Origin of the sequence: Bacillus sp. FSL R5-0512 (assembly GCF_038593295.1) — a bacterium.
Taxonomy (GTDB): Bacteria; Bacillota; Bacilli; order Bacillales; family Bacillaceae; genus Bacillus; species Bacillus safensis.
In genome coordinates, this window is record NZ_CP151982.1 from 1,047,011 (window position 1) to 1,069,945 (window position 22,935).

The 22,935-nt window shown below is 42.0% G+C and carries 21 protein-coding genes; 15 read left to right on the plus strand and 6 right to left on the minus strand.

Translation table 11 applies throughout. The features are described 5' to 3' along the window. Positions 1–96: 96 nt before the first annotated feature. The 3 genes from NSQ25_RS05245 to NSQ25_RS05255 form a co-directional block, all read right to left on the minus strand. Positions 97–258, minus strand: a complete 162-nt coding sequence (locus NSQ25_RS05245; protein WP_029707539.1) for an aspartyl-phosphate phosphatase Spo0E family protein — start codon at positions 256–258, stop codon at positions 97–99. Between the two features lie 122 nt (positions 259–380). Continuing rightward, positions 381–1,475 carry a CotH kinase family protein gene (locus NSQ25_RS05250; RefSeq protein ID WP_046310481.1) on the minus strand — a complete coding sequence of 365 codons (1,095 nt, stop codon included), beginning with the start codon at positions 1,473–1,475 and terminating at the stop codon, positions 381–383. 670 nt (positions 1,476–2,145) lie between these two features. Beyond that, positions 2,146–2,361: a hypothetical protein gene (locus tag NSQ25_RS05255; protein WP_268436396.1), complete on the minus strand. Its 216-nt coding sequence runs from the start codon at positions 2,359–2,361 to the stop codon at positions 2,146–2,148. Between the two features lie 111 nt (positions 2,362–2,472). Between NSQ25_RS05255 and NSQ25_RS05260 the strand changes: the two genes are divergently transcribed. Then, on the plus strand, positions 2,473–3,378 hold the full coding sequence (locus NSQ25_RS05260; RefSeq protein ID WP_061109645.1) for a fumarylacetoacetate hydrolase family protein: 906 nt from the start codon (positions 2,473–2,475) through the stop codon (positions 3,376–3,378). A gap of 92 nt (positions 3,379–3,470) precedes the next feature. Continuing rightward, positions 3,471–3,839, plus strand: a complete 369-nt coding sequence (locus NSQ25_RS05265; protein WP_034282135.1) for a YisL family protein — start codon at positions 3,471–3,473, stop codon at positions 3,837–3,839. Positions 3,840–3,877: 38 nt separating this feature from the next. Here the strand turns inward: NSQ25_RS05265 and NSQ25_RS05270 are convergent, their stop codons facing one another. Further along, positions 3,878–4,405 carry a DUF2777 family protein gene (locus tag NSQ25_RS05270; protein WP_214755273.1) on the minus strand — a complete coding sequence of 176 codons (528 nt, stop codon included), beginning with the start codon at positions 4,403–4,405 and terminating at the stop codon, positions 3,878–3,880. A 154-nt stretch (positions 4,406–4,559) separates the two neighbouring features. On the opposite strand from NSQ25_RS05270, the gene asnB reads away from it, so the two are divergent. From asnB to NSQ25_RS05290, 4 genes are all read left to right on the plus strand, one after another. Next, positions 4,560–6,401 (plus strand): asparagine synthase (glutamine-hydrolyzing), encoded by a 1,842-nt coding sequence (asnB, locus tag NSQ25_RS05275; protein ID WP_326136603.1) that lies wholly within the window; start codon positions 4,560–4,562, stop codon positions 6,399–6,401. A gap of 147 nt (positions 6,402–6,548) precedes the next feature. Beyond that, on the plus strand, positions 6,549–8,066 hold the full coding sequence (crtI, locus tag NSQ25_RS05280; RefSeq protein WP_061109647.1) for a phytoene desaturase family protein: 1,518 nt from the start codon (positions 6,549–6,551) through the stop codon (positions 8,064–8,066). Next, positions 8,063–9,538 carry a phytoene desaturase family protein gene (gene crtI / locus NSQ25_RS05285; protein ID WP_034282128.1) on the plus strand — a complete coding sequence of 492 codons (1,476 nt, stop codon included), beginning with the start codon at positions 8,063–8,065 and terminating at the stop codon, positions 9,536–9,538. Before crtI (NSQ25_RS05280) ends, crtI (NSQ25_RS05285) begins: the two co-directional genes overlap by 4 nt. Continuing rightward, the gene (locus tag NSQ25_RS05290; RefSeq protein WP_046310493.1) at positions 9,531–10,370 is read left to right on the plus strand and encodes a phytoene/squalene synthase family protein; all 840 of its coding nucleotides are present in this window, start codon (positions 9,531–9,533) and stop codon (positions 10,368–10,370) included. The genes crtI (NSQ25_RS05285) and NSQ25_RS05290 overlap by 8 nt, the downstream gene beginning before the upstream one ends. A 25-nt stretch (positions 10,371–10,395) precedes the next feature. On the opposite strand, the gene NSQ25_RS05295 is transcribed toward NSQ25_RS05290, so the two are convergent. Next, complete coding sequence (locus NSQ25_RS05295; protein ID WP_326136601.1) at positions 10,396–11,772, minus strand: MATE family efflux transporter; 1,377 nt, start codon at positions 11,770–11,772, stop codon at positions 10,396–10,398. A 113-nt stretch (positions 11,773–11,885) separates the two neighbouring features. Here NSQ25_RS05295 and NSQ25_RS05300 point away from each other — a divergent pair, with 113 nt between their 5' ends. From NSQ25_RS05300 to NSQ25_RS05310, 3 genes are all read left to right on the plus strand, one after another. After that, complete coding sequence (locus NSQ25_RS05300) at positions 11,886–12,752, plus strand: AraC family transcriptional regulator (RefSeq protein WP_034282124.1); 867 nt, start codon at positions 11,886–11,888, stop codon at positions 12,750–12,752. 14 nt (positions 12,753–12,766) lie between these two features. Then, complete coding sequence (locus NSQ25_RS05305; RefSeq protein WP_034282122.1) at positions 12,767–13,333, plus strand: GNAT family protein; 567 nt, start codon at positions 12,767–12,769, stop codon at positions 13,331–13,333. Between the two features lie 95 nt (positions 13,334–13,428). Beyond that, positions 13,429–13,686: a hypothetical protein gene (locus NSQ25_RS05310; RefSeq protein ID WP_034282121.1), complete on the plus strand. Its 258-nt coding sequence runs from the start codon at positions 13,429–13,431 to the stop codon at positions 13,684–13,686. On the opposite strand, the gene NSQ25_RS05315 is transcribed toward NSQ25_RS05310, so the two are convergent. Continuing rightward, complete coding sequence (locus NSQ25_RS05315; RefSeq protein WP_326136600.1) at positions 13,681–14,217, minus strand: serine acetyltransferase; 537 nt, start codon at positions 14,215–14,217, stop codon at positions 13,681–13,683. The two genes, NSQ25_RS05310 and NSQ25_RS05315, sit on opposite strands and share 6 nt — an antisense overlap. Positions 14,218–14,600: 383 nt before the next feature. Between NSQ25_RS05315 and NSQ25_RS05320 the strand changes: the two genes are divergently transcribed. From NSQ25_RS05320 to NSQ25_RS05345, 6 genes are read left to right on the plus strand one after another with little or no spacing between them, the layout of a single operon-like run. Beyond that, complete coding sequence (locus tag NSQ25_RS05320; protein ID WP_034282119.1) at positions 14,601–15,947, plus strand: aspartate aminotransferase family protein; 1,347 nt, start codon at positions 14,601–14,603, stop codon at positions 15,945–15,947. Beyond that, entirely contained in the window at positions 15,934–17,421 is a 1,488-nt protein-coding gene (locus NSQ25_RS05325; RefSeq protein ID WP_326136599.1) for an aspartate aminotransferase family protein, read from the plus strand. The genes NSQ25_RS05320 and NSQ25_RS05325 overlap by 14 nt, the downstream gene beginning before the upstream one ends. Beyond that, positions 17,418–19,199, plus strand: a complete 1,782-nt coding sequence (locus NSQ25_RS05330) for an IucA/IucC family protein (RefSeq protein WP_326136598.1) — start codon at positions 17,418–17,420, stop codon at positions 19,197–19,199. Before NSQ25_RS05325 ends, NSQ25_RS05330 begins: the two co-directional genes overlap by 4 nt. Further along, entirely contained in the window at positions 19,196–19,750 is a 555-nt protein-coding gene (locus NSQ25_RS05335; protein ID WP_024426511.1) for a GNAT family N-acetyltransferase, read from the plus strand. The genes NSQ25_RS05330 and NSQ25_RS05335 overlap by 4 nt, the downstream gene beginning before the upstream one ends. Beyond that, positions 19,725–21,074 carry a lysine N(6)-hydroxylase/L-ornithine N(5)-oxygenase family protein gene (locus tag NSQ25_RS05340; protein WP_326136596.1) on the plus strand — a complete coding sequence of 450 codons (1,350 nt, stop codon included), beginning with the start codon at positions 19,725–19,727 and terminating at the stop codon, positions 21,072–21,074. The genes NSQ25_RS05335 and NSQ25_RS05340 overlap by 26 nt, the downstream gene beginning before the upstream one ends. Positions 21,075–21,087: 13 nt before the next feature. After that, positions 21,088–22,902 carry an IucA/IucC family siderophore biosynthesis protein gene (locus NSQ25_RS05345; protein WP_046310512.1) on the plus strand — a complete coding sequence of 605 codons (1,815 nt, stop codon included), beginning with the start codon at positions 21,088–21,090 and terminating at the stop codon, positions 22,900–22,902. The last annotated feature ends 33 nt before the right edge of the window (positions 22,903–22,935 follow it).

Below are 22,935 nucleotides of genomic sequence, written 5' to 3' on the forward strand. Positions count from 1 at the left end.
CACTTGTTTTGGGCGTTTCACCATAGCTTATGATGGGTCTTTTAATGTGTGATTGTCTTTTTGAAAGCTTTTGATGAGAGGAATTAGATGTATGGTTTACCCTTTTTTTGAGCAATCTTTAGAGGTGGATTTGATGCCTTTATTTAAGAGTGTGTCAAGCTCTTGACTGCACCTGATCGTTTCTTCGGCATTCATCCCGAATTTTTTTGCAGTCTCAATTAAATGTAATCTTTTTTGTTCAATTTCATAATTGATCATAACGGACGCCAACTCTCACATTTTTTATCAAATAGAAGGATATGGTTAGTATACCCTATTTTTCTATAAAAAAAGCTGTTTCGTCAATATGAGTAATAAAGTGACAAAATTCGAAAGTGTTCTTACGTACCAAAAATCTCTTTTTTGATCTCAGTCTGTAAATAACGTCGTCTTTTGTTGATATATTGCCGGATTAAGTCTCTTTCAGACTGCAAGACATCTTTTCGATCTTTCGTATATGGATCATCTCCAATTCGATTCTCAATCGATTCATGCCATTTCTCGATGACTGGGCAGAGCCGGTCTTCTACAAAATGTGTATCGAGTACATGCTGGAAAAGTGTGTAATAGGCTCTTTTAAACGAAGGGATATCTAGTAATCTAGCAGTTAATGTATTAAACCCGTTTACTGGGATATAATCAAACGGCATTTCTTCTCCATGAATGTCACGACCCCATGTTGCATCATAATCCCAAGGAAGTACTTGAAACCTTCCTTGTTCATTTACATAAAGAGCGTAGTTATGAACAAAACCATCAAAGTTTTGTGTGCATACCACACCGATGAGCCAGCGGAAATACTGTGTCACATCTAGGTATTGTTCAATTTTTTCTGCAAAAGTGTCATCTTTCGCTGTGTTGAGAAAGTAAATAAATTCGCTCAGCCGCTGATCATGTTGAGAAGTCCCCGTTTTTTTCTCATATCCGAGAAGAAGGTGCTTTTTTGGTTTTTTATCAAAAGAACTCAAAAGGGAGAAGTTCGCGTCATCATCAACCGCATAATAAATGCCGCCTCCTGAAAGCTGCCGTTTTTGAAGAAAGAACTCATCGACAGATTCTATTTTCAAATAAATCCCTTCTTTTCTTCCATTTATGGTGAGAAACACATGAGAAGCGGCTGGGCTATGCACCCCCATCTGCTCAAAGAAATAAAAGGACAGCCTGTTTCGGATAAACGACGGATCATTGTACTCTGCATTTAAATGAAAGATGGATTCGCCTTGTCTTTGTTTTGGCTTTCGGTATTCAATTTGATAGGACTTTTTCTTAAGCTTTCTAATGTGCGATCCGCGGTATGAAGCATAAATATGTGATTTGGTTTGGCCGGTTTTTAGAATAGCTTCAACAGGTTCATCGTTCCAAATGTCTTTTTTTAATTCAATCAGGTCCTTTGGATGAATCCACATATCAAGTTGTTTTAAAGGTTCTGTGTTCATATGTTCATCAGCCTCCTATATGCTCTTCTTTACGATATGAAAGTGAAGGAATGTCCTGTACCGGCTGGTAGGTATTCATGGAGTTTTCAAGGAAAGAGGCATTCGTCACGAACACTTGTCTACCGAATCTCGTAACATAAAGCAGAGAAGATAAACAGCTTTGTCTGTTTGTTTTGTCGAAGATAGACTGGGAGGGGAATTGTTCGTGAGTACATTTGATCATTCACACATTGAACATGCAGTAGCTTCACTTCGAAGTGAGGGACGTGATCATCACTTAGATCGTGAACCAGAATCGAGACGTTCGCATAAGTCAGCTCGTTCTCGTCATTCAAGTCGCGGTCATTGGTTCTTTGGCGGTGGTGGACGCCGTAAATCACACCGCAGTAAAAAAAGCTACAGAAGCTATCGTTCAAAGAAAAGTTATCGCTCTAAGAAAAGCTATCGTTCGAAGAAAAGCATGAAGAGTAAAAAGTCATATAAAAGCAAAAAATCTTACAGAAGCAAAAAGAGCGAACCGAAAAAGTCACACCGCAGCAAATGCAGATCTCATCATAAGAAGAGCTGCCGCAAGTCACACCGCAGCAAATGCAGATCGCACCATAAGAAGAGCTGCCGCAAGTCACACCGCAGCAAATGCAGATCTCATCATAAGAAGAGCTGCCGCAAGTCACATCGCAGCAAGCACAGATCCCACAATAAGAAGAGCCGAAAGTCGCGCCGCAGCCATCGATCTAAACGTTCTCATCACCATAAACGCAGCCGCTCTTGCCGAAGATGTGGAAAGAAGTCGCATCGTTCCAGAAATAGAGGAAATGTTGAGCGTAAATGGGATCAAGGGAACATGTGGGAGTACCGCCGTTTCCGCTAAGCATTCAATCATCATTTTTGAAACCCTTTTTAAAAGAGAGTATGATAAAAAAGGGTTTTTTTTATTTCGTAGAGAAATAAAATGAGACATCATAACTTAGCGAAATGAAGATTGTGAGGGGAAGACATGAAGTTTTTTACAGGTGAGATACATAGCAGCATGTTTATTGGGGTAGTCATTGATGATGAATGGGTGATGGACGTCAAAAAGGCAGAAGCCAAATTATTTGAGCTTGAGACACTGCCAAACTCTTTATCTGAGTGTATCAAAATGGGGGACAAGTTTGTTGAACATGTAGGACAGCTTCTTGATTGGGCTGAGAAAAAAGAAGAAGACCGCGGTTCTTATGTATATCCGCTTTCGGACGTGAAACTCCATGCGCCGATTCCAAAGCCGTCTAAAAACATCATGTGTGTCGGAAAGAATTATCAAGACCATGTCATGGAGATGGGAAGTGCGGCGGATATTCCTAAAGACGTGATGATTTTTACAAAGGCACCTACTTCTGTCATTGGACACGGAGCGGACATTCTTCTTCATGAAGGTGTGACCAGTGAACTGGATTATGAAGGAGAGCTTGCCATTGTGATGGGCAAATCAGGGAAAAACATTGCTCCTGAAGAGGTCCAAGATTATATATTCGGTTACACCATTTTAAATGATGTGACGGCAAGAGATTTGCAGAAAAAACATAAACAATTTTTCATTGGCAAGAGCTTAGATGCTACCTGTCCGATAGGACCTTATATCGTTCATAAGTCAATGATCGAGGACCATGGTGCGCTCCATGTGGAAACAAAGGTAAACGGAGAGGTTCGTCAGTCTGCCAGTACGGAATTAATGATCTTCACAATTGAAGACATTGTCTCCACTCTTTCAAAAGGGATGACATTAGAAGCGGGTGACATCATTGCAACAGGTACACCTTCTGGGGTAGGGAAGGGCTTTGAACCGCCTAAGTTTTTAGCTTCTGGAGATCGAATTGACATCACAATTGAACCGATTGGAACGCTGACAAATCACGTCAAATAAAGCGAGTAATGACACAGGATTGTCGCTTTGTGTTCGACTTATTTCGTGGTACGATGAGAAGGTACTTGTTCTGATAAAGGGGGAAATCACAAATGGGAACACATTTACATATCACAGCATGGGTGCTGGGGATTATTTTATTCTTCGTAGCCTTTGCTCTTGCAGGTAAAAACGACAAAGGCGCTAAAATTGTGCACATGATCGTTCGCTTATTCTACTTGATCATTATCGCAACAGGCGTAGAATTGTATGTTCGCACAGGAATGAAAATTCCAGGTTTCGGGGGCGAGTATATTGGAAAAATGATTCTCGGTATCCTCGTGATCGGTTTCATGGAAATGGTCCTAGTGCGCAAGAAAAAAGGAAAATCGGTGACTGGTGTGTTGATTGGGTTTATCGTATTTGCGATTGTGACCATTCTTCTCGGTTTACGTCTGCCGATCGGTTTCCATATCTTTTAATATAAAAAGGGCATTGCTTATACGAAGCAGTGTCCTTTTTATGTGGCATCAAATTGTGAAACGATCCGTTGTCCGTCTGAAGTGGTCCATTCAAAACGAATGTGGCTGGCTGCAGGCTCATAGTGACATTGAAGTGCAAGTGATTGCGTATCTGTCGAAAACTGAAAGAAAGAGACGCGCTGCATTGAATGAAAGGAAGAGAAAACACAATCATAGACGGAAAAACCAAGCTGCTCTATCTGGTCAAGGATGTGATCAAAAACGTTTTCCGGTACGAACATGAGAAGATCAAGCCATCCTTTGGCAAGGGACGCCGTATATTGAATGTTTTCTCCTCCCTGTACTTCTATTAGCTGCCCGTTTTCATGAAGAATCATAGAACCGAGCAATTCCCCTTTTGTCCATTGGTCATTTTCCTTCAAACAGATCATTGTGCTTTGAAGACTTTCTGGCAGCATGATCTCTCCTTCTTCATCTTCAATCAGACAATGCCCGTTTTCAATGAGCAAATACCCGTTACACCATCTTCGGCTGCAACGTTCAAGCTGCTTCATTCGATTTTCCATTTGCAAAAGCTCCTTTCTTCTTTCTTTTCTTACCAAATTAAGCTTGTCCTATACGCTGGGAAAAAAGGACAAATCAACTATCAAGGAGACGATGCATAAACTAAGAAAGGCTGAATGAGAACACTTGAGGAAAAACGGATGGGAGCTGATGATGATGTGTGGAATTACAGGCTGGGCAGACTTTAAAAAGCAGCTCATCCAACAGGATCATGTAATCAATCAAATGACAGATACATTATCTAAAAGAGGGCCAGATGATACAAATACGTGGAAAAGTGAGCACGTTCTTTTCGGGCATAAAAGGTTAGCGGTGGTAGATGTAGAAGGCGGAAAGCAGCCGATGACATATACACATCAAAACCATGCTTATACGATTGTATACAATGGAGAGCTCTATAACACGGAGGATATAAGAAAAGAATTATTAAAAAGGGGGCACCGCTTTCTTGGGCATTCTGATACAGAAGTTCTTCTTCATGCCTATACAGAATGGAAGGAAGAGTGTGTCTCCCATTTTAATGGCATTTTTGCATTTGTGATCTGGGATAGTGAGCGTGAATTGTTATTTGCAGGGAGAGACCGGCTAGGCGTCAAGCCATTTTTCTATACAGAACGTCATCATTCCTTCTTATTTGGTTCAGAGATCAAAGCACTTCTTGCTCACCCTGATATCAAAGCAAAAGTTGATTATGAAGGGCTGTCGGAGATCTTTGGCTTAGGACCGTCAAGAACACCAGGTCAAGGAGTGTTTAAAGGGATAAAAGAGCTGAGACCTGCACATGCCTTGACCTTTTCAAAAGACGGACTGCGCGTGTGGAGATATTGGAATGTCAAAAGCAAGGAGCATACCGACTCACTTGATGACACCGCACAGCACATTAAGCATCTCTTTACAGATGCCGTGACAAGACAGCTCGTCTCTGATGTGCCTGTATGTACATTTTTATCTGGTGGCGTCGATTCTAGTGCCATTACTGCCATTGCCGCTAAGCACTTTGAGAAAATAGGGGAAGCACCGCTTCATACGTATTCCATTGACTACGAAGGAAACGATCAATTCTTTGAGGCAAATCAATTCCAGCCGAATGCTGACGGCCCATGGATTGATCAAATGACAAAAGCGTTTCAAACGAATCATCACAGCTGTATCATTGGACAAAAAGAGCTCGCTTCCTATCTGAAGGAAGCCGTTGAGGTTCGAGACTTACCGGGTATGGCAGATATTGATTCTTCCTTGCTTTGGTTTTGCCGAGAAATTAAAAAGGACTTCGTTGTTGGCTTGTCAGGTGAATGTGCTGATGAAATCTTTGGCGGCTACCCTTGGTTCCATATGGAAAATGAAACGAATGGTTTTCCGTGGATGAGATCGACTGAAGCGAGAACTCAGCTCCTGCAAGACTCGTGGCAAAAAAAGCTGTCACTTAAGGAATACGCGCAAAGCAAATATGAAGAAACGGTGGCAGAAACGCCTCTTTTAGATGGAGAAACTGGCGTTGATAAAGCCCGTAGAGAACTTTTTTACTTAAATATGATCTGGTTTATGACAACACTGCTTGATCGAAAAGATCGAATGAGTATGGGGGCTAGTCTTGAGGTACGTGTGCCATTTGCAGATCATCGTCTTGTCGAATATGTGTGGAATATTCCTTGGGAAATGAAAATGCATGGAAATCGTGAAAAAGGGGTTTTACGAAAAGCATTAGAGGGAATTTTACCGAATGAAGTGCTTTATCGAAAGAAGAGTCCTTATCCGAAAACACATCATCCAGCCTATACTCAGGCTGTGAAAGAGATGTTAACAGACTGCCTCGCGCAAAAAGACTCTGTACTTCACGAATTTTTAGACCCACAGCAATTAAAGCAGCTGATTGAAACGGAAGGAGCTTCTTTTCATGTGCCATGGTATGGCCAGCTTATGAAGGGCCCGCAATTGATTGCCCATCTTGCACAGATTCATCATTGGTTTGAAACGTATCGAATTGATATAGAAGCGTAATAAAGGGTCGGCTTTCTTGCACTTGTTGAAAGGAAGCCGGCTTTTTTGATACATAACATGAGACTTTTTGAGCACATCAAAAGTTGATCTAATCTTTCTAATTTGTATAATTAACTTAAAGTGAATTAATTTGGAGGAAAAAGGATAATGAAAATCATTGTGATCGGAGCGGGACCAGGGGGCCTTGCAGCAGCTATGATGCTTCAAAGCAAAGGACATGATGTTCATGTATACGAAAAACAGCCCTTTGTTGGCGGGCGTAACGCTAAGTTTCAACTTGGTGATTTCACGTTTGATACAGGTCCTACCTTTCTCAGCATGATTCATATTGCAGAGGAGCTGTTCACCTTTGCTGGTAAAAATCTTTATGACTATATTGATGTGATTGAATTAAAAGAGATGTATAGATTAATATTTCAAGACAATCAGCTCGATATGATTCGGGATCGCGATGAAATGTACAAACGATTAGAAGCCTTTGCACCTGGTGAGGGCGAAGGGTATCTAAGATTTATGAAGGATACAAAGCGCAAAATGGATCGTTTGACACCAATTCTACAAAGTAAAATGGACCGCTTTCATCATTACCTTCGCCTGAAGGTGATCAAAGCACTTCCACAGCTTTCACTAAATAAAAGTTTGTATGATGTGCTGTCAGACTATTTTTCGAATGAATCAGTGAAATATGCTTTTACATTTCAATCAAAGTACTTAGGAATGTCCCCGTGGGAATGCCCTGGTGCGTTCTCGATCCTTTCGTTTATGGAACATGACACAGGTGTATTTCATCCGAAGGGCGGTGTCAATCAGCTGTCAGAAGCGATGGCAAAGGCCGCGCTTGAAGCTGGAGCAGAGATTCATCTGTCAGCTGGCGTCGAAAAGCTGCTCACGGAGGGAAGGAAAGTAAAAGGCATTCGTTTAGAATCTGGGGAAGAAATACAAGCAGATGAGGTTGTCGTCAATGGAGACTTTGCACATGTGATGACAAAGCTTGTCGAGCCAGGACTCTTAAAGAAATACAGCGAGAAGAAATTAAAAAAGAAAAAATTCTCTTGCTCTACCTTTATGCTTTATTTAGGACTGGATACCATATATGATGAGCCGCATCATACCATCGTTTTTTCCGATGATTATGCTAGATTTGTCAAAGGCATTACGAAGACATATGAGCTGCCAGATGACCCGTCTATTTATATTCAAAATGCAAGTGTAACCGATGACTCACTTGCTCCAAAAGGAAAATCAGCTCTTTATGTGCTGGCTCCAGTTGCCAATAACCAAAGCGGTATTGATTGGGAGGCGCATCAAGATGAATTTAGAGAGCTTGTGCTGGATACATTGGAGCGGAAAACAGGCTTTCAGAATGTGAGACAGCATATAGAAGTCGAGCGGATGATCACACCGAAGCAATGGGAGGAAGACCTTTACGTATATGAAGGAGCTACATTTAACCTCGGCCACCAGCTGACGCAGATGATGGTCCTAAGGCCGCACAATGAATTTGATGAATTAAAGCACTGCTGGCTCGTTGGAGGAGGAACACATCCAGGAAGCGGACTGCCAACCATTTTAGAATCAGCACGTATCACGACAAATGCCATTCTTAAAAAAGAGAAACATTCACACAAAACAATGCCGCATCAAGAAAAGGGGAGCGCCTCATGAAAAAACATATATTAATTGCAGGCGGCGGTATTGGCGGAATGATCTCAGCGCTTTATTTAAAAAAAGCGGGACATGATGTCACCCTTGTCGAAAAAAATGAACGGCTTGGCGGGAGACTTGCTTTTGTACGTGAGAAAGGATATAAAGTAGATGAAGGTCCGACCATTGTCCTACTTCCTGACATGTTAAAAGGCATTTTACATGAGGTAGGAATTGACGATTCATCTCTTGATCTGCTGCAGCTTGATCCGCTGTACACAATTCAATATCAAGATGGAACCTCTTATACGAAATACTCTGATGCACTTCGTCAGCTAGATGAAATCAGACGTGTATTTCCAAAGGAAGATCAAGGGTTCCTGAGGTTTATGGAAGAAATGACAGACCGGTTTCAAGAAGGGCAGCAAGCCTTTCTAGAAAAATCATTTCACGAAAAACGTACATTTTTTACAAAAGCGAATATGAAGATTTTAATGAAATTAAAGGCGTATCGAACGGTACAAAGTGCTCTGAAAAAATATTTCTCAGACGAACGCCTGCGAGATGCATACGCACTTCAAACCCTCTATGTTGGGGGAAACCCGTATGAAGCATCGGCTATTTATTCGCTTGTGTCCTATAGTGAGCACGCGCATGGAATCTACTATTTAAAAGGCGGCTATGCGAGTTTAGTAGATATATTGGAAGGGCAGCTCATCAAAATGGGTGTGCATGTAAGAAAAAATGAAGAAGTCACGCAATTGGTGTTTGAGGGGAAACGGGCAGTCAAAGCAAAAGTAAATGATGAATATGAAACCGCTGATGCATTTGTGATCAATGGAGATTATCCAGCTGCGTTAAAACAGCTTGGTTTAGACGAACAAGATCGCCGGAAATACGTGCCGTCCTCTGGCTGCGTGATGGTGTATCTCGGGTTAAACAAGATGTATCATGAAGCACCTGTTCATCAATTTTTTATGGGAGAACACTTTGATCAGCATATGAAAGAAGTTTTTCAAACGAAAACGATTCCTCAAGACCCGTCGTTTTATACATTTAATCCATCGATCATTGATCCATCTCTTGCCCCAGAAGGTTGCAGTGTTCTATACATGCTCGTTCCCGTTCCTTCAGGAGATCATATCAACTGGGAAGAGGAGACAGAGTTTGTCGAGAAGATGGTGGATGTCCTTGAGAAAAGAGGCTTTCCGAGATTGCGAGAGTCGATTGTCTGGAAAAAGGTCAGAACACCAAATGATTCCTTGCGAGAAGGATTGTTTGAAGGCGGCAGCTTTGGACTTGCGCCTAATTTGTTTCAATCAGGTGTCTTCCGCCCGCAAGTGAAGGTCAGTGAGACAGATAATCTTTATGCGGCAGGTGCTTCCATCCATCCGGGCGGCGGGGTGCCGATCGTGATGCAAAGTGCGAAGCTGATGGCTTCTGTACTACTAAAAGATTTGAATGATAGAAAGGAAGTGAAGCTAAGTGGTTGATGTACAAACAGCATTAAAAGTGTGTGAGGAAACCATTCAAACCCATTCAAAAACGTTTTACCGGGCCTTTTCCATGCTGCCTAAAAAGAAAAGACAGGCCGTCTGGGCCGTATATTCCTTTTGCCGTAGAGCAGATGACATTGTAGATGAATCCCCTTCGCCAAAAGAGGACCTTGCATCCTTTCGGGTTTCGTTTGATCGATTTTTACAAGGTGAGGTAGACCGGAATGATCCAATATGGGTGGCGCTAGAGCATACATTTCAAGAGTTTCGGATGGATGAAGCCCCGTTCCGTGACCTGCTCCAAGGACAGGAGATGGATTTAGAGCAGCAGCGATACGAAACGTTGGATGAACTGCTCATCTATTCCTATCATGTTGCTAGTACAGTTGGGCTTATGCTCCTTCCCATTATTGCACCGCGTAAAAAAGAGCAGCTAAAAGAAGCAGCCATTTCGTTAGGGATTGCTATGCAGTTAACCAACATCCTTCGAGATATCGGCGAAGATCAGGCTGAAAGAGACCGCATTTATTTGCCAAAGCAAGTGATGGATCAATTCGGGTACACAGAGCAAGAATTGCAGGAAGGGATTGTGAATCAAGCCTTCCAGCACGTCTGGGAGTACATTGCCTTTGAGGCAGAGGCATACTACGAGGAGTTTTTTGACCATCTTCATGAATTCCCGCTCTATTCACGAATACCGGTGAAAGCAGCAGCCTACTTTTATAAAGCCATTTTAGATAAAACAAGAGAAAACGAATACCGCGTCTTTACAGAGCGAGCATTTATTTCAAAACAGGAAAAAGCACTTATTTTAGAAGATATTACGTAAAAAAGGACTGCACCCGCAGTCCTTTTTATGTGGAAGAAAAACGATACTCCGTCCATACTCTGGAACGCCAGCGCCTATACATGAAGATACCTCTTACCCATTCATCCACAATAAAAGAAATCCAAACCCCGATGAGTCCCATTTCAAACTGAATGCCTAACAAATAAGCGATCGGAAGCCCAATTCCCCACATTGAAATCATCGCCATATACACTGGAAACTTCGCGTCACCAGCAGCTCGCAATGAATTAATAATGACCATATTAAAAGAGCGTCCCGGCTCTAAAATGATCGTCAATAGGAGAAGTGCGGCGGCGATTTCAATGATTTCACGATTGCTAGTGAAAAAGGTAAGCAAATGCGTCGATGATAAAGATAAAGCAGTGGAAGAAAGAAGAGAGATCCCAATGGCCCAGTATAAGCTTTTCATACATCTGCGGTAGGCAGCATCAAATTCTTTCGCTCCAATATGGCGCCCGATTAAAATCTGTGTCCCTTGGCTAATCGCTGCACCAAACAACATAATAAACATCATCAAATTTTGAGTGTAGACCTTTGCGGCTAAAGCCTGCGTTCCCATAAATGTAATAAACAGTGTAATAATCATTTGAGAGCCGTTATAAGAAAGCTGCTCTCCAGCAGAAGGAATGCCAATTTTCAGCAGCTTTCTTAAATGCGTCCGCTGGATGTGAAACATACTCTTCAGTGAAAAGCGCAATCCAATTCGGCGGCGGACAATGAGGATCATCGCCATCAATCCGATCAAACGAGCCAGCGAGGTTGAAAAGGCAACACCCATGACACCTAATACAGGAAAGCCAAACGGACCAAAAATGACCAAATAATTGCCGGCAACGTTTAGCAAATTCATTCCGATGGTGACATACATCGTGTCTCTTGTATATCCGTAGCTTTTTAAAATAGCACTATACGTCATAATGAGTGCTTGAATAAAAGAAAGCAGGCCGACAATTTGTAAAAAGACCGCCGCATCCGGCATGAGTTCACTTGATAAGCCCATTATGTGCAGGATTGGAACAGCTAACACAAACATGAGGAGACTAATGACAAAGCTGATCAAGAAGTTGGTTCCTAGTGAGACATAGGCGACTTGAGTCGCTTCCTGCTTGCGGTCAGCTCCTAAAAGCTGCGCAATCACAATGGTCGTTCCTGTTGTAATGAAGCTGAACATGACAATTAATAAATTCAGGAGCTGGTTGCTTACACCTACTGCGGCCACACTGTTATCGGAGTATTGGCTGAGCATAAGTGTATCAGCGCTCCCCATGAGCATATATAAAGAGATTTCGATAAAAATAGGCCAAGTTAATGCAAATAATGAAGGGTGTGTTTTCTCATCTTTGGCTTGAACCTTTTCATATGACAGGGTTTGAGATTTCATCACATAGCCCCCTTTCGTATAAATCCGATTTATAGTGTACCGTGCATCGACTATAATAAGAAGAGATGAAACCGAAACTTATTGGAGAAATCCGACTTCATAAGGGGATGAATATGGATCGATTTATTACATTTACTGTACCGCCGTTTCCGATTTATATTGCTTCAGGTAAAGGTGTATTTCATCAAGGAGAAAGACATATCTCAAGAACCTTCACTGTATTTGATCTTCTCTATATCACAAAAGGTGAACTATGGATGACAGAGGGCGAGGAGGCTTTTCATGTAAAAGAAGGTGAATATATGATTCTCTCACCGGGCCTGTCTCATGGTGGACATCTGCCGTGTGAAGAGGAAACCCACTATGAGTGGCTGCATTTCTCAATTGACCGATTTGAGCTGACGAACCGGCCGAGAGAACACTGGATTGATATGAAACAAAATCAAGCGACCTTCGAAAAGCCGGCAACCTATGAATTTAGTCTGCCCCGTTTAGCAAAAGTGAAAGGGCGAAGTGTGTTAAAAAAACACCTTTCAGCGATGAGAGCACTAAATCATGATGCATCTGAACTTCCGCTGAAAAAACAGCTATTATTTGAGGAAATGCTCATTCACCTGCAAAAGGAAGCATTCCATATTCCAACTGCAAAGGAGACTGTCGCATCAGAAGTGGTTCACTATCTTGAGCATCACTTTATGGAGAAATTACACATGGAGCAGCTTGCAGAGAAACTGCACTATCATCCTGATTACATGACAAGATGTATGCAGACGGTGTATGGATTGACGCCAAACCAGTACAGCCATCGTCTCAAAATCGAAGAAGCCAAAAGCATGCTGGCCTCAACGAATGAAAAAATTGCTGCCATTGCAGATCATGTAGGTATTGACGACCCTACTTATTTTTCTAAGCTGTTTCGGCAAAATGAAGGCATGACGCCGATTGAATACCGTCATTTAGCAAAAAGAACGACAAAGTAAAGGAACGTGAACAGATGAAAAAAGAAAAGGAAGAGCTTGTGAACATACGTCCATTAACCGAAACGGACTTAGAGACGGTGTGGCATTTAAAATTTAAAGCATCAGACCAGTCCTATCGAAAATGGAATGCCCCTTATTTTTATGAACACGAAATCCCGCTTGCTGCATTTAAGAAACGGTACTTACAGGAAGAATCCATTCCCCAAAAGCTATATGGCATTGAAATAGATGGTGATATCAAAGGCACCGTATCATATTATTGGGAGAATGAACGTACGAGGTGGCTTGAATGCGGCATTATCATTTATGATTCACGCTTTTGGAGCGGGGGTATTGGGACAAAGGCATTAAATCTTTGGATTGATGTGTTATTTACGCATATTGATATCCCTCGAATTGGTTTAACAACTTGGTCAGGGAATGAACGGATGATGCGGTGCGCAGAGAATTGCGGATTTATCCTTGAGGGGAGACTGAGAAAGGTCCGTTATTATCAAGGGGTTTATTATGATTCAATGCGCTACGGAATGTTGAGAGAAGAATGGAGAAGCCTTCCGCGGAACAATGATAAAATATTTTAGGACAAAAGTATCGTATGTTTGAATAAACTGAAAAAAATCGGTTTTTCAAGCGAATAATAGAAAATGTGTTTTTTTACATAAGGGGGAATTTAAATATGAGATTAACGGGTCTATTCGTTTCACTTGCTGTTGCCATCTATTTATGGTTTGATGCGCCAAAACATAACAAAGACAAATGGCTGTGGGCTGTTTTAGGCGTGCTATTTAGCACCATCGTACTCGGTATTTATTTGATCAAGACAGAGAGGAAGGGGCTGGGCTGGACGATCTTGATTTTAACCATCTTGTTTTATCTCATGCTGCTCATCTCTGTTTTGATCGGTGTTATTCTTTTTTATCAGGCGCCTTCATGAAGAAGGGTCTTTTTCTTTTACCTTTTGAGCCGGTACACCAGCAATGACGATCTGCTCTTCATGAAAGGAACGATTCACCACGGCATTTGCTCCGATTGAAATATGATTTGCAATGTAAATGTCTCCAAACAGCTTAGCACCGGGGCCAATCCATACGTGATCTCCAATGGTTGGTACATCCTTTTCGGAATGGTTTTGGCCAATATTCACCCCTTGATGAATATCACAAAATGCCCCAATTTTTGCGTGCTTATTCACAATTAAGAGACCACTATGATTGATTCTAAGGCCGGGGCCAAAGACGCCAATCGGAATATCAAAGCCAAGCTGCATGCCTTTCTTTTTATGTAAATAGCGATAAAACCATTTGCGCAGTAGAGCGCCGCTATTAGAATAGTATTCATATTTTCGCAAATACCTTTGATATTTCCATATATCGTCCCCAAACCACTTTGGCCTTCTGCGCGTGATCGCTAATGCTATCTTATCCTGCGTTAAGTAATGGTGAAGATCGTGCTTTGTAAAAATCATCAAATTCTCCTCCATTCCTTTGTGTTTCAGAGAAATTATACCATCCAAACCATTTATATCAAGAAAAATGATGTTACTTCTTCAATTTTCTACCTTCATTTCATCCAAATTTCTTCATAAAATAAGCGCTTTGAGTTGAGTAGAACAAAAGAACCAGGAAGAATGATTTGTAATTTTTTTCAATATCAAACCGTCTCATGCGTTCCATCTCCTTATGGCAGTAAGGTTTGTAAAAATTACTCGAAAATACTCATTAAAAAGAGAATATTGCATTCATATGCTTTTTGAATCATCTTTTTGAATACAATTGACTTTCCTATCTCACATCCTCTAGGCTAATAAATGAAAATGATAATCTTTATCAATTGGAGGAGTGTTTTATTATGTCCATCAAAACCGTTTCTAAAAATCAGCAATTTTTAGAGCAGCAAAGTCAAAGAGAATCTAATGCAAGGTCTTACCCGAGACGGTTCCCGTTAGCCATGCAAAAAGCCGAGGGTATGATCGTGACAGATGCAGATGGCAGAGAGTTTTATGACTGTCTGGCAGGCGCAGGAACACTTGCACTTGGTCACAATCATCCGGTTGTTATAGAAGCTATTGAACGTATGCTTCATGAAAAAAGACCATTGCATACGTTGGACATAACCTCAGAAATTAAAGAAGAATTTGTGAATGAAATTTTTTCTCACCTGCCAGAAGAGTTTGCAAAGAGAGCAAAAATTCAATTTTGTGGACCAACTGGCGGTGATGCCATAGAAGCTGCGATTAAATTAGTCAAGACAGCGACAGGAAATCGCTCCATTCTTTCTTTCCACGGTGCTTATCACGGTGCGACACATGGCACGATGTCATTAAGCGGAAATTTGTCTCCAAAGGAAAGAGTGCAAGGGTTAATTCCAGATGTGCATTTCATGCCTTATCCATATGAATATCGCTGCCCATTTGGCATTGGCGGGAAAGATTCACACCGCATTTCCAGCTCTTATATTGAGCGTGTATTAAATGATCCTGAAAGTGGTATTCTTCCGCCAGCAGGTATGATCTTTGAAGCAGTGCAAGGTGAGGGAGGTTCAATTCCAGCATCTATTGAATGGATAAAAGAAATGAGAAGAATCACAAAAGAAAAAGGCATTCCGCTCATTATCGATGAGGTTCAATCAGGCATTGGCCGAACAGGCAAGATGTTTGCCTTTGAACATGCGGGAATTGTGCCAGACGTTATTGTATTATCTAAAGCCATTGGTGGAAGCCTGCCGCTTTCAGTTGTGATTTATGATCAAGATTTGGATCAATGGAATCCAGGTGCACACATTGGCACATTTAGAGGGAATCAAATGGCGATGGCTGCAGGAACCGCTACGCTTAAATTTATAAAAGAAACCAATCTGCTTGATCATGTAGACCAGCTAGGGGATCGCATGCAGGCTTATCTAAAAGACATTCAAAAAAATGTACCAGCTATTGGTGATGTTCGAGGAAGAGGATTAATGATTGGTGCTGAAATAGTCAATCCAAATGAAAAGCAGGATGTGGATGGAAGTTATCCAGCAAATCCTGAGCTAGCCAGTCTCATTCAAAAGAATTGCTTCGACAAAGGCTTAATTGTAGAGACAGGAGGCCGTTTCGGTAGCGTTATTCGATTCTTACCGCCATTGATCATGACAGAAGAACAGCTTGAACAAGTCATCGCTATTTTCAAAGAGGCCGTTTACGATGCAATCAACTAAAGCTTCTGTGGATTCATTATTTATCAATCAAAGCCAGCTTGGAAGAGAGTCCTTCCGAGCGGCTCTTCATACATCTATCGACAGCTTACTGGATCAGTGGCAAAAAGACCAAGGTCCATATAGCGGAATATTGCCTGGGAAATTAGCGGCTAGTGTCGAATCCTTATTTCAGCTTCACCCGTCTGGCGAATCAATGGAATCTGTCTTTCAAGATATACAGCAGCACCTTTTGCCGCATCTCGTTGATGTATCGCATCCTAAATGCTTGGCACATTTGCATTGTCCGCCGCTTATCCCTGCACTTGCCGCAGAGGTGATAGTGAGCTCCTTTAACCAATCAATGGATTCCTTCGATCAAAGCGGTATTGCATCTTTGGTTGAGGAGGAAATTTTAAAGTGGCTATGTGCGAAGTTTTCTTATGGAAATCTAGCAGATGGGACATTTACGAGCGGTGGCACCCAATCTAACTACATGGGACTGCTTCTTGCAAGAGATGCATTTTGTGAAAACACATGGCAATGGAATGTTCAGCAGAAAGGCTTGCCGAGTGAGGCTCACCGCATGAGAATTCTTTGTTCTAAGAATGCTCATTTCACTGTGAAGAAATCTGCATCCCAGCTAGGCTTAGGGGAGCAGGCAGTTGTTCTGGTAGAGACAGATGAGCATCACCGCATGGACCTCAACGATTTGAAGAAGAAACTTGTTGAATTAAAGGAACAAGATCTCCTGCCTTTTGCGGTAGTGGCGACTTGCGGGACAACTGATTTTGGCAGTATTGACCCGGTTCGAGATGTGTATGACATCGTCAAGCCATACGGTCTATGGATTCACGCAGATGCTGCCTACGGCGGAGCGCTTGTATTAAGCGAAACCTACGGGAATAAATTAGACGGTATTGAACTTGCTGATTCCATCACGATTGACTTTCATAAACAATTTTATCAGCCGATCTCCTGCGGAGCATTTTTGCTAAAGGATAAAAGACATTTTGGTTTGATTCATTATCATGCAGATTATCTCAACCCAAAGGAAGATGAACTGGATGGAATACTACATCTTGTCCATAAATCTGTGCAAACGACGCGCCGGTTTGACGCTCTGAAATTGCTTCTTTCTCTTCGTCTGATTGGGGAGGAAGGATTTGGTGACATCATTGACCATACCATTGATTTTGCAAAGGATGTGGCCGCGCTTATTGAGAGCAATGATCACCTTGACCTGATCAATCCTGAGCCAGAAATCAATGCAGTTGTGTTTCGATTTAAGGGGGCGGATGACATCAATAAAATCATCCATCGAACGTTATTCAAATCAGGAGCTGCTGTCATTGCGAAAACAGTGGTGGATGGTCAAACATGCTTAAAATTCACTTTGTTAAATCCGAGAACGACAATCACACATATTGAGGAAATCCTTTCTGACATCGTTGATATCGGGATCGCTCATATTCAATCCGGGAGGGTACTACGTTGAGTCAATATAAACAAATGGCTGAAAATGCAACTATGCAAAGCTTTTTAAACTGTTTTTTACGTGAAACAGGAATCGATCGATCTGCAAAAAAAGAGACGAAAGCAGATGGTTCGCTTGTATTCGTGGCAAAACTAGCAAAGCAAGACCTTGAGCTTGTGATTCCGATCCGATATTTTTCATCTGTAGGCCGCCATCTCTTTGATTTTCCGATTCGCTTTCGTCCAAGTGGCAGCGAAAAAGAGGGAACGATCGTCGATTACACGACACTTGTTGCTTTATGTTCAAAGGAGCTTCTCATTGCATATGGCCGCACTGATGCAGAGGATGAATTCATGCTTCGCATCATTTTAAGCTGCCGAAATATTGAACGATTCTTACGGGAGAGAGAAAGTGATCAAGCTGCTTTATCTCAAGCTGATTTTGAGTACATCGAGGCCGAGCAGTCACTTCTCCTTGGACATTTAACACATCCTACACCAAAAAGCAGACAAGGGATGACAGAAGAGGAGGAAGCCGTCTATTCTCCTGAGCTGAAAGGAGCTTTCCAGCTTCATTACTTTAAAGCGCACCATTCGATTGTGCTTCAGGATTCGTCTATTTCACAATCTGCGGCAAGCCTCATGTTAGAAGAGCTTTCGCGTCAGGTGCCAGAAGAAACAGAGAGACTGAATAGGTTAACAGAAAACGGAGAATTTGTGCTCATTCCGATTCATCCGCTGCAAGTCAAAGTGGTCATGGAGAAGGCATTCGTGAAGCGTTATATAGAGGAGGGGAAACTGACTTATTTAGGACCGTTCGGGTCTGAATACACAGCGACCTCATCCTTTAGAACGGTCTATCAAAAGGATTCTGCTTACATGCTCAAATTCTCTGTTCCTGTGAAAATTACGAACTCTTTACGTATCAATAAACAAAAGGAACTGGATCGAGGAGTAGAGATGTCCCGCATCTTAAAAACAGAATTAGGCGTTTCTTTATATGAAAAATTCTCTGGATTCCGTGTCATTGAAGATCCTGCATATCTCTCTATTCGAGGAGATGAAGCGGAATCAGGCTTTGAAGTGGTCATTCGTCAAAATCCATTCTTGCATCGTGAAAAAGGCGCAAGCTTAATTGCTGGGCTATGTCAGGATCATGCGTACGGAGGAAAATCGAGATTAGCAGGAATTATTCATAAACTTGCAGATTCAGAAGGCCGGTCAACTGAAGCGGTCAGCCAAGATTGGTTTAAACAATATTTGACCATTTCGTTAAAACCGATGCTCTGGCTGTTTGAAACGTATGGTCTTGCACTCGAGGCCCATCAGCAAAATGCTGTTGTGCAAATGAAGGATGGTTATCCAGAGACTTTCTATTATCGTGACAACCAAGGCTACTATTATAGTGAATCAAAAAAAGATAAGCTCGCAAATCTAGTTCAAAACTTGAGCGTAAGAAGTGAAACCATTTGTGCGGATGATGTAGCCGTTGAGAGACTCCGTTATTATTTCTTCTTTAATCATTTATTTGGTCTCATTAATGGCTTTGGCACAGAAGGTCTAGCAAAGGAAGAAGATTTGCTGGCACTCGTGAGAGATACATTGCTCGCTCATGAGGAGACGTACGGAGCATCTGATCTGACTAACAGCCTTCTCCGCTCAAAAGAACTTCCTTCAAAAGCGAATTTGCTGACACGATTTGAAGATATGGATGAGCTGACAGGATCTCTGGAAACACAGTCTCGTTACACGGCTGTCTTGAATCCGCTCTTTTTACATAAGGAGGCGCTGATTGGATGAGGCATCGCATCAGGTTTATTCGTGCTGAATATGAAAGAGATGTCCAGCTTGTCCATAAGTGGATGCAAGAAGAGTACGTTCACCCATTTTGGCATTTGAATATTCCATTTCCTGCTTTTGAAAAGCATTTTTATCAGGCCATACATGATCCGCATCAAACCCTTTATTTAGGCACGATTGATGGGACGCCAATGAGTTATTTTGAGGCTTACAACGTGAAAGGGGATATCATTGAATCCTACTATGAGCCTTCTCCGCATGATCAAGGCATCCACCTGTTAATAGGGGAGCCGGATTATGTGGGAAAAGGATTTGCTGCGCCGCTCCTTCAGGCAATGACAGCATTTCAATTTGAGCAGAACAAACGAACAGAAAAAATCGTTGCTGAGCCGGATATTCGCAATGAAAAAATGATTCATGTATTTGAAAAATGCGGCTTCGAACGTGTGAAACCAGTCACTTTACCCGATAAAACAGGTCTTTTGATGTTTTGTGATCGAGAACGATTCGAAAGGAAGTATAACCATGACGCGGTTCAACAAGCAAAATAATATAGTGGATGTAATTGGGATCGGCATTGGCCCGTTTAACCTCGGGCTTGCCGCATTATCTGAAGAGGTAAATGAAATCGACGCTTTGTTTTTTGAAAGAAGTGAAGCCTTTCACTGGCACCCAGGGATGCTCATTGAAGGGACAACACTGCAAGTCCCATTTTTAGCGGACCTTGTCAGCATGGCAGATGTGAAAAGCAAATATAGCTTCCTCAACTATTTGCAGGAACAAAACCGTTTGTATTCATTTTACTTTCTAGAAGACTTCCATATCCCGCGCAAGGAATACAGTCATTATTGCCGCTGGGTCGCTGACCAGTTAGACTCTTGCCGATTCGGCATGAATGTCGAATCTGTCTCACTGATTGAAAAGGCAGGGGAAAAGCGGTATGAAGTGCATGTCCGTCATGTAAAGGACCAAACTATAGAGGTGTTTGAAAGCAAACATCTCGTCTTAGGAATTGGCACGCAGCCGGCGATACCCGCATCGCTCCAGCCAGCTTTAGGAGAGAAGGTTTTTCACTCAGCTGACTATTTAAAACGAAAGAAAGAAGGCTGTTTCAAAGGGAAATCTGTGACAGTTATCGGCTCTGGTCAAAGTGCGGCAGAAGTGTTTTATGACATTTTATCAGATGATGAGGCGAAGGATATTCACTGGTTCACACGGTCAAAAGGATTTTTCCCAATGGAATATTCAAACCTTGGACTTGAGTATTTCTCCCCTGACTATATTGATTTCTTTTATGAGCTTCCGCAAGCCAAAAAGGATGCGTTATTAAAACAGCAAGACTTGCTGTATAAAGGTATCAGTTCGGCGATGATTCGTGATATTTATCATTTGCTTTATGAACGTTCTGCCTGCGGAAACCAGCTGAACACAGTGCTTCAAGCCATGACAGAGGTCAACCTGATTGAGGAAACAGCGGGCGGGTTATCACTTTCATGCACGCAATGGGTCAAGGAAGAATCCTTTACACATGAAACGGATATTGTCGTATTGGCGACTGGCTACCAATCCGTTCTGCCGCCGTTTATCAATCCTATTTCTCATCACATTCAATGGGATGATCAAGGGAGATTCCAAGTTGAACGTGAATATCGTTTGAAAACAAATACGATGGGTGAAAATGATATTTTTGTACAAAATGCAGAGCTTCATACACATGGGGTCGGCGCTCCAGATTTGGGGCTGGGGGCTTATCGAAACAGTGTGATCATCAATGAACTTGCTCGTCAAACCGTGTATCCACTTTATCAAAAGCATGTCTTCCAGACATTTGGTACACACAAGAACGCACACACATTTGAAGAAATCAAAGGATAAGGAGGATGAAGCGATGAGTGTACAAGATGAATTGAAAAAAGCGGTGAATCCTGCTGCTTGGAAAAAGGCAAACCAGCGAATGGTGGCAAAAATGCTGTCTGAATATATGTATGAGGACATGCTTCATCCTGTTGAGCTGGATTGTAAGGATGGCATCGCGCAGTATGAATTAATCATTCACGAACATAAGAAATATCGTTATCTGGCAAAACCTCGGTTGTTTGATAGTTTTGATACAATCGCTGAATCAATTGAGTGCTGTCAAGATGGAAAATGGTCAAAGGATGTCAGTGCCATTGTGTTTTTACTAGACATTCAGCCGATCATTCCAATGTCTTCTGATACAACAGGCCATCTTATCAAAGAGCTTCACCATACTTTGTTAGCCGATGTCCATTTGCTGTCGAAAAAAGCACTTCGTGCGGATGAACTGACAGATACGGATTATGCATGGATTGAAGGAGAAATGACAGGCCATCCTTGGATTGTGTATAACAAAGGACGTATAGGATTCAGCTACGATGATTACTTAGCTTATGCACCAGAACGGCAGGAATGTGTGCAGCTGTCTTGGATTGCTGTACATAGAGAGCTTGCGACATTCCATGCAGTCGATCATGAAAACTATGAGCAGGTGATCGCCAAAGAATTAGATGAAGTCACGATTCGTCAATTTCAGCGTGTGTTAAAGGATGAAGGACTGAATGCAGCTGACTATTATATGATGCCTGTCCATCAGTGGCAGTGGACGCATATGATTATTCAGCATTTCCCGGAAGATTTGGCCTTGCGCCGGATTGTGTATTTGGGAGAGGGACTGGATCAATATATCCCGCAGCAGTCGATCAGAACCTTTACAAATATCTCAAACAAAGGCAAGCATCATATTAAACTGCCAATGAGTATTTTAAATACACTCGTGTACCGTGGACTCCCATCAGAACGTACGGTCATTGCCCCGCGCATTACAGCGCATATTAAAGGGATTGCCGATCAAGACTCATTTTTATCTGATGTCTGCCGCGTCATTTTACCAGGTGAGAATGCAAGTATCAATGTCGATCATCCATACTACAGCAAACTGCCTGGTGCGCCGTATCAATATCTTGAGATGCTCGGTGTCATTTTTAGAGAAAGCATTTATACGTACTTAGAAGAAGGGGAGAGCCCTGTTACACTTGCGGCACTCACTTATGAGGATCATGAAGGTGAGCCATATATCAAGCAGCTGATTGAAAAATCAGGTCTCTCAGCAAAAGAATGGATGGCGAAGTTTTTCCATGTCGTGATGCCGCCGCTTTTACACTTTATGTATCAATACGGCACAGTCTTTTCACCGCATGGGCAAAATACAATTCTTGTGTTAAAAAATCATCAGCCGCATCGTTTGGCGATCAAAGATTTCGTTGATGATGTGAATATAAGTGACCAGCCGCTGCCTGAATTAGCTTCATTAGAAGAAGATTTAAAAGAAGTGCTGCGCAGTGAGCCGCCAGAAGGTCTGGTGCAATTTATCTTTACAGGATTATTTATTTGCAATCTGCGTTATGTATCCAACGTATTAGACAATCACAATCTGTTAGATGAAACGACTCTTTGGCGTTTGCTTGCTGAAGAAATTCAGCAGTATCAAAATCAATTCCCGCAGCTAAAAGATCGTTTTGAATTATTTGATCTATTCCAGCCGAAGCTGACAAAGCTTTGCTTAAATCGTAATCGAATGATTGATTATGGCTATGGAGATGGTGATGACCGCCCGCATGCATCAGAGCATGGGAAGGTCACAAATGCACTCGCTCATGTTCTTTCGTCAGTTGGGGAGAAGTAATAGAAAAGCTGTAGACATCAAGTGTCTACAGCT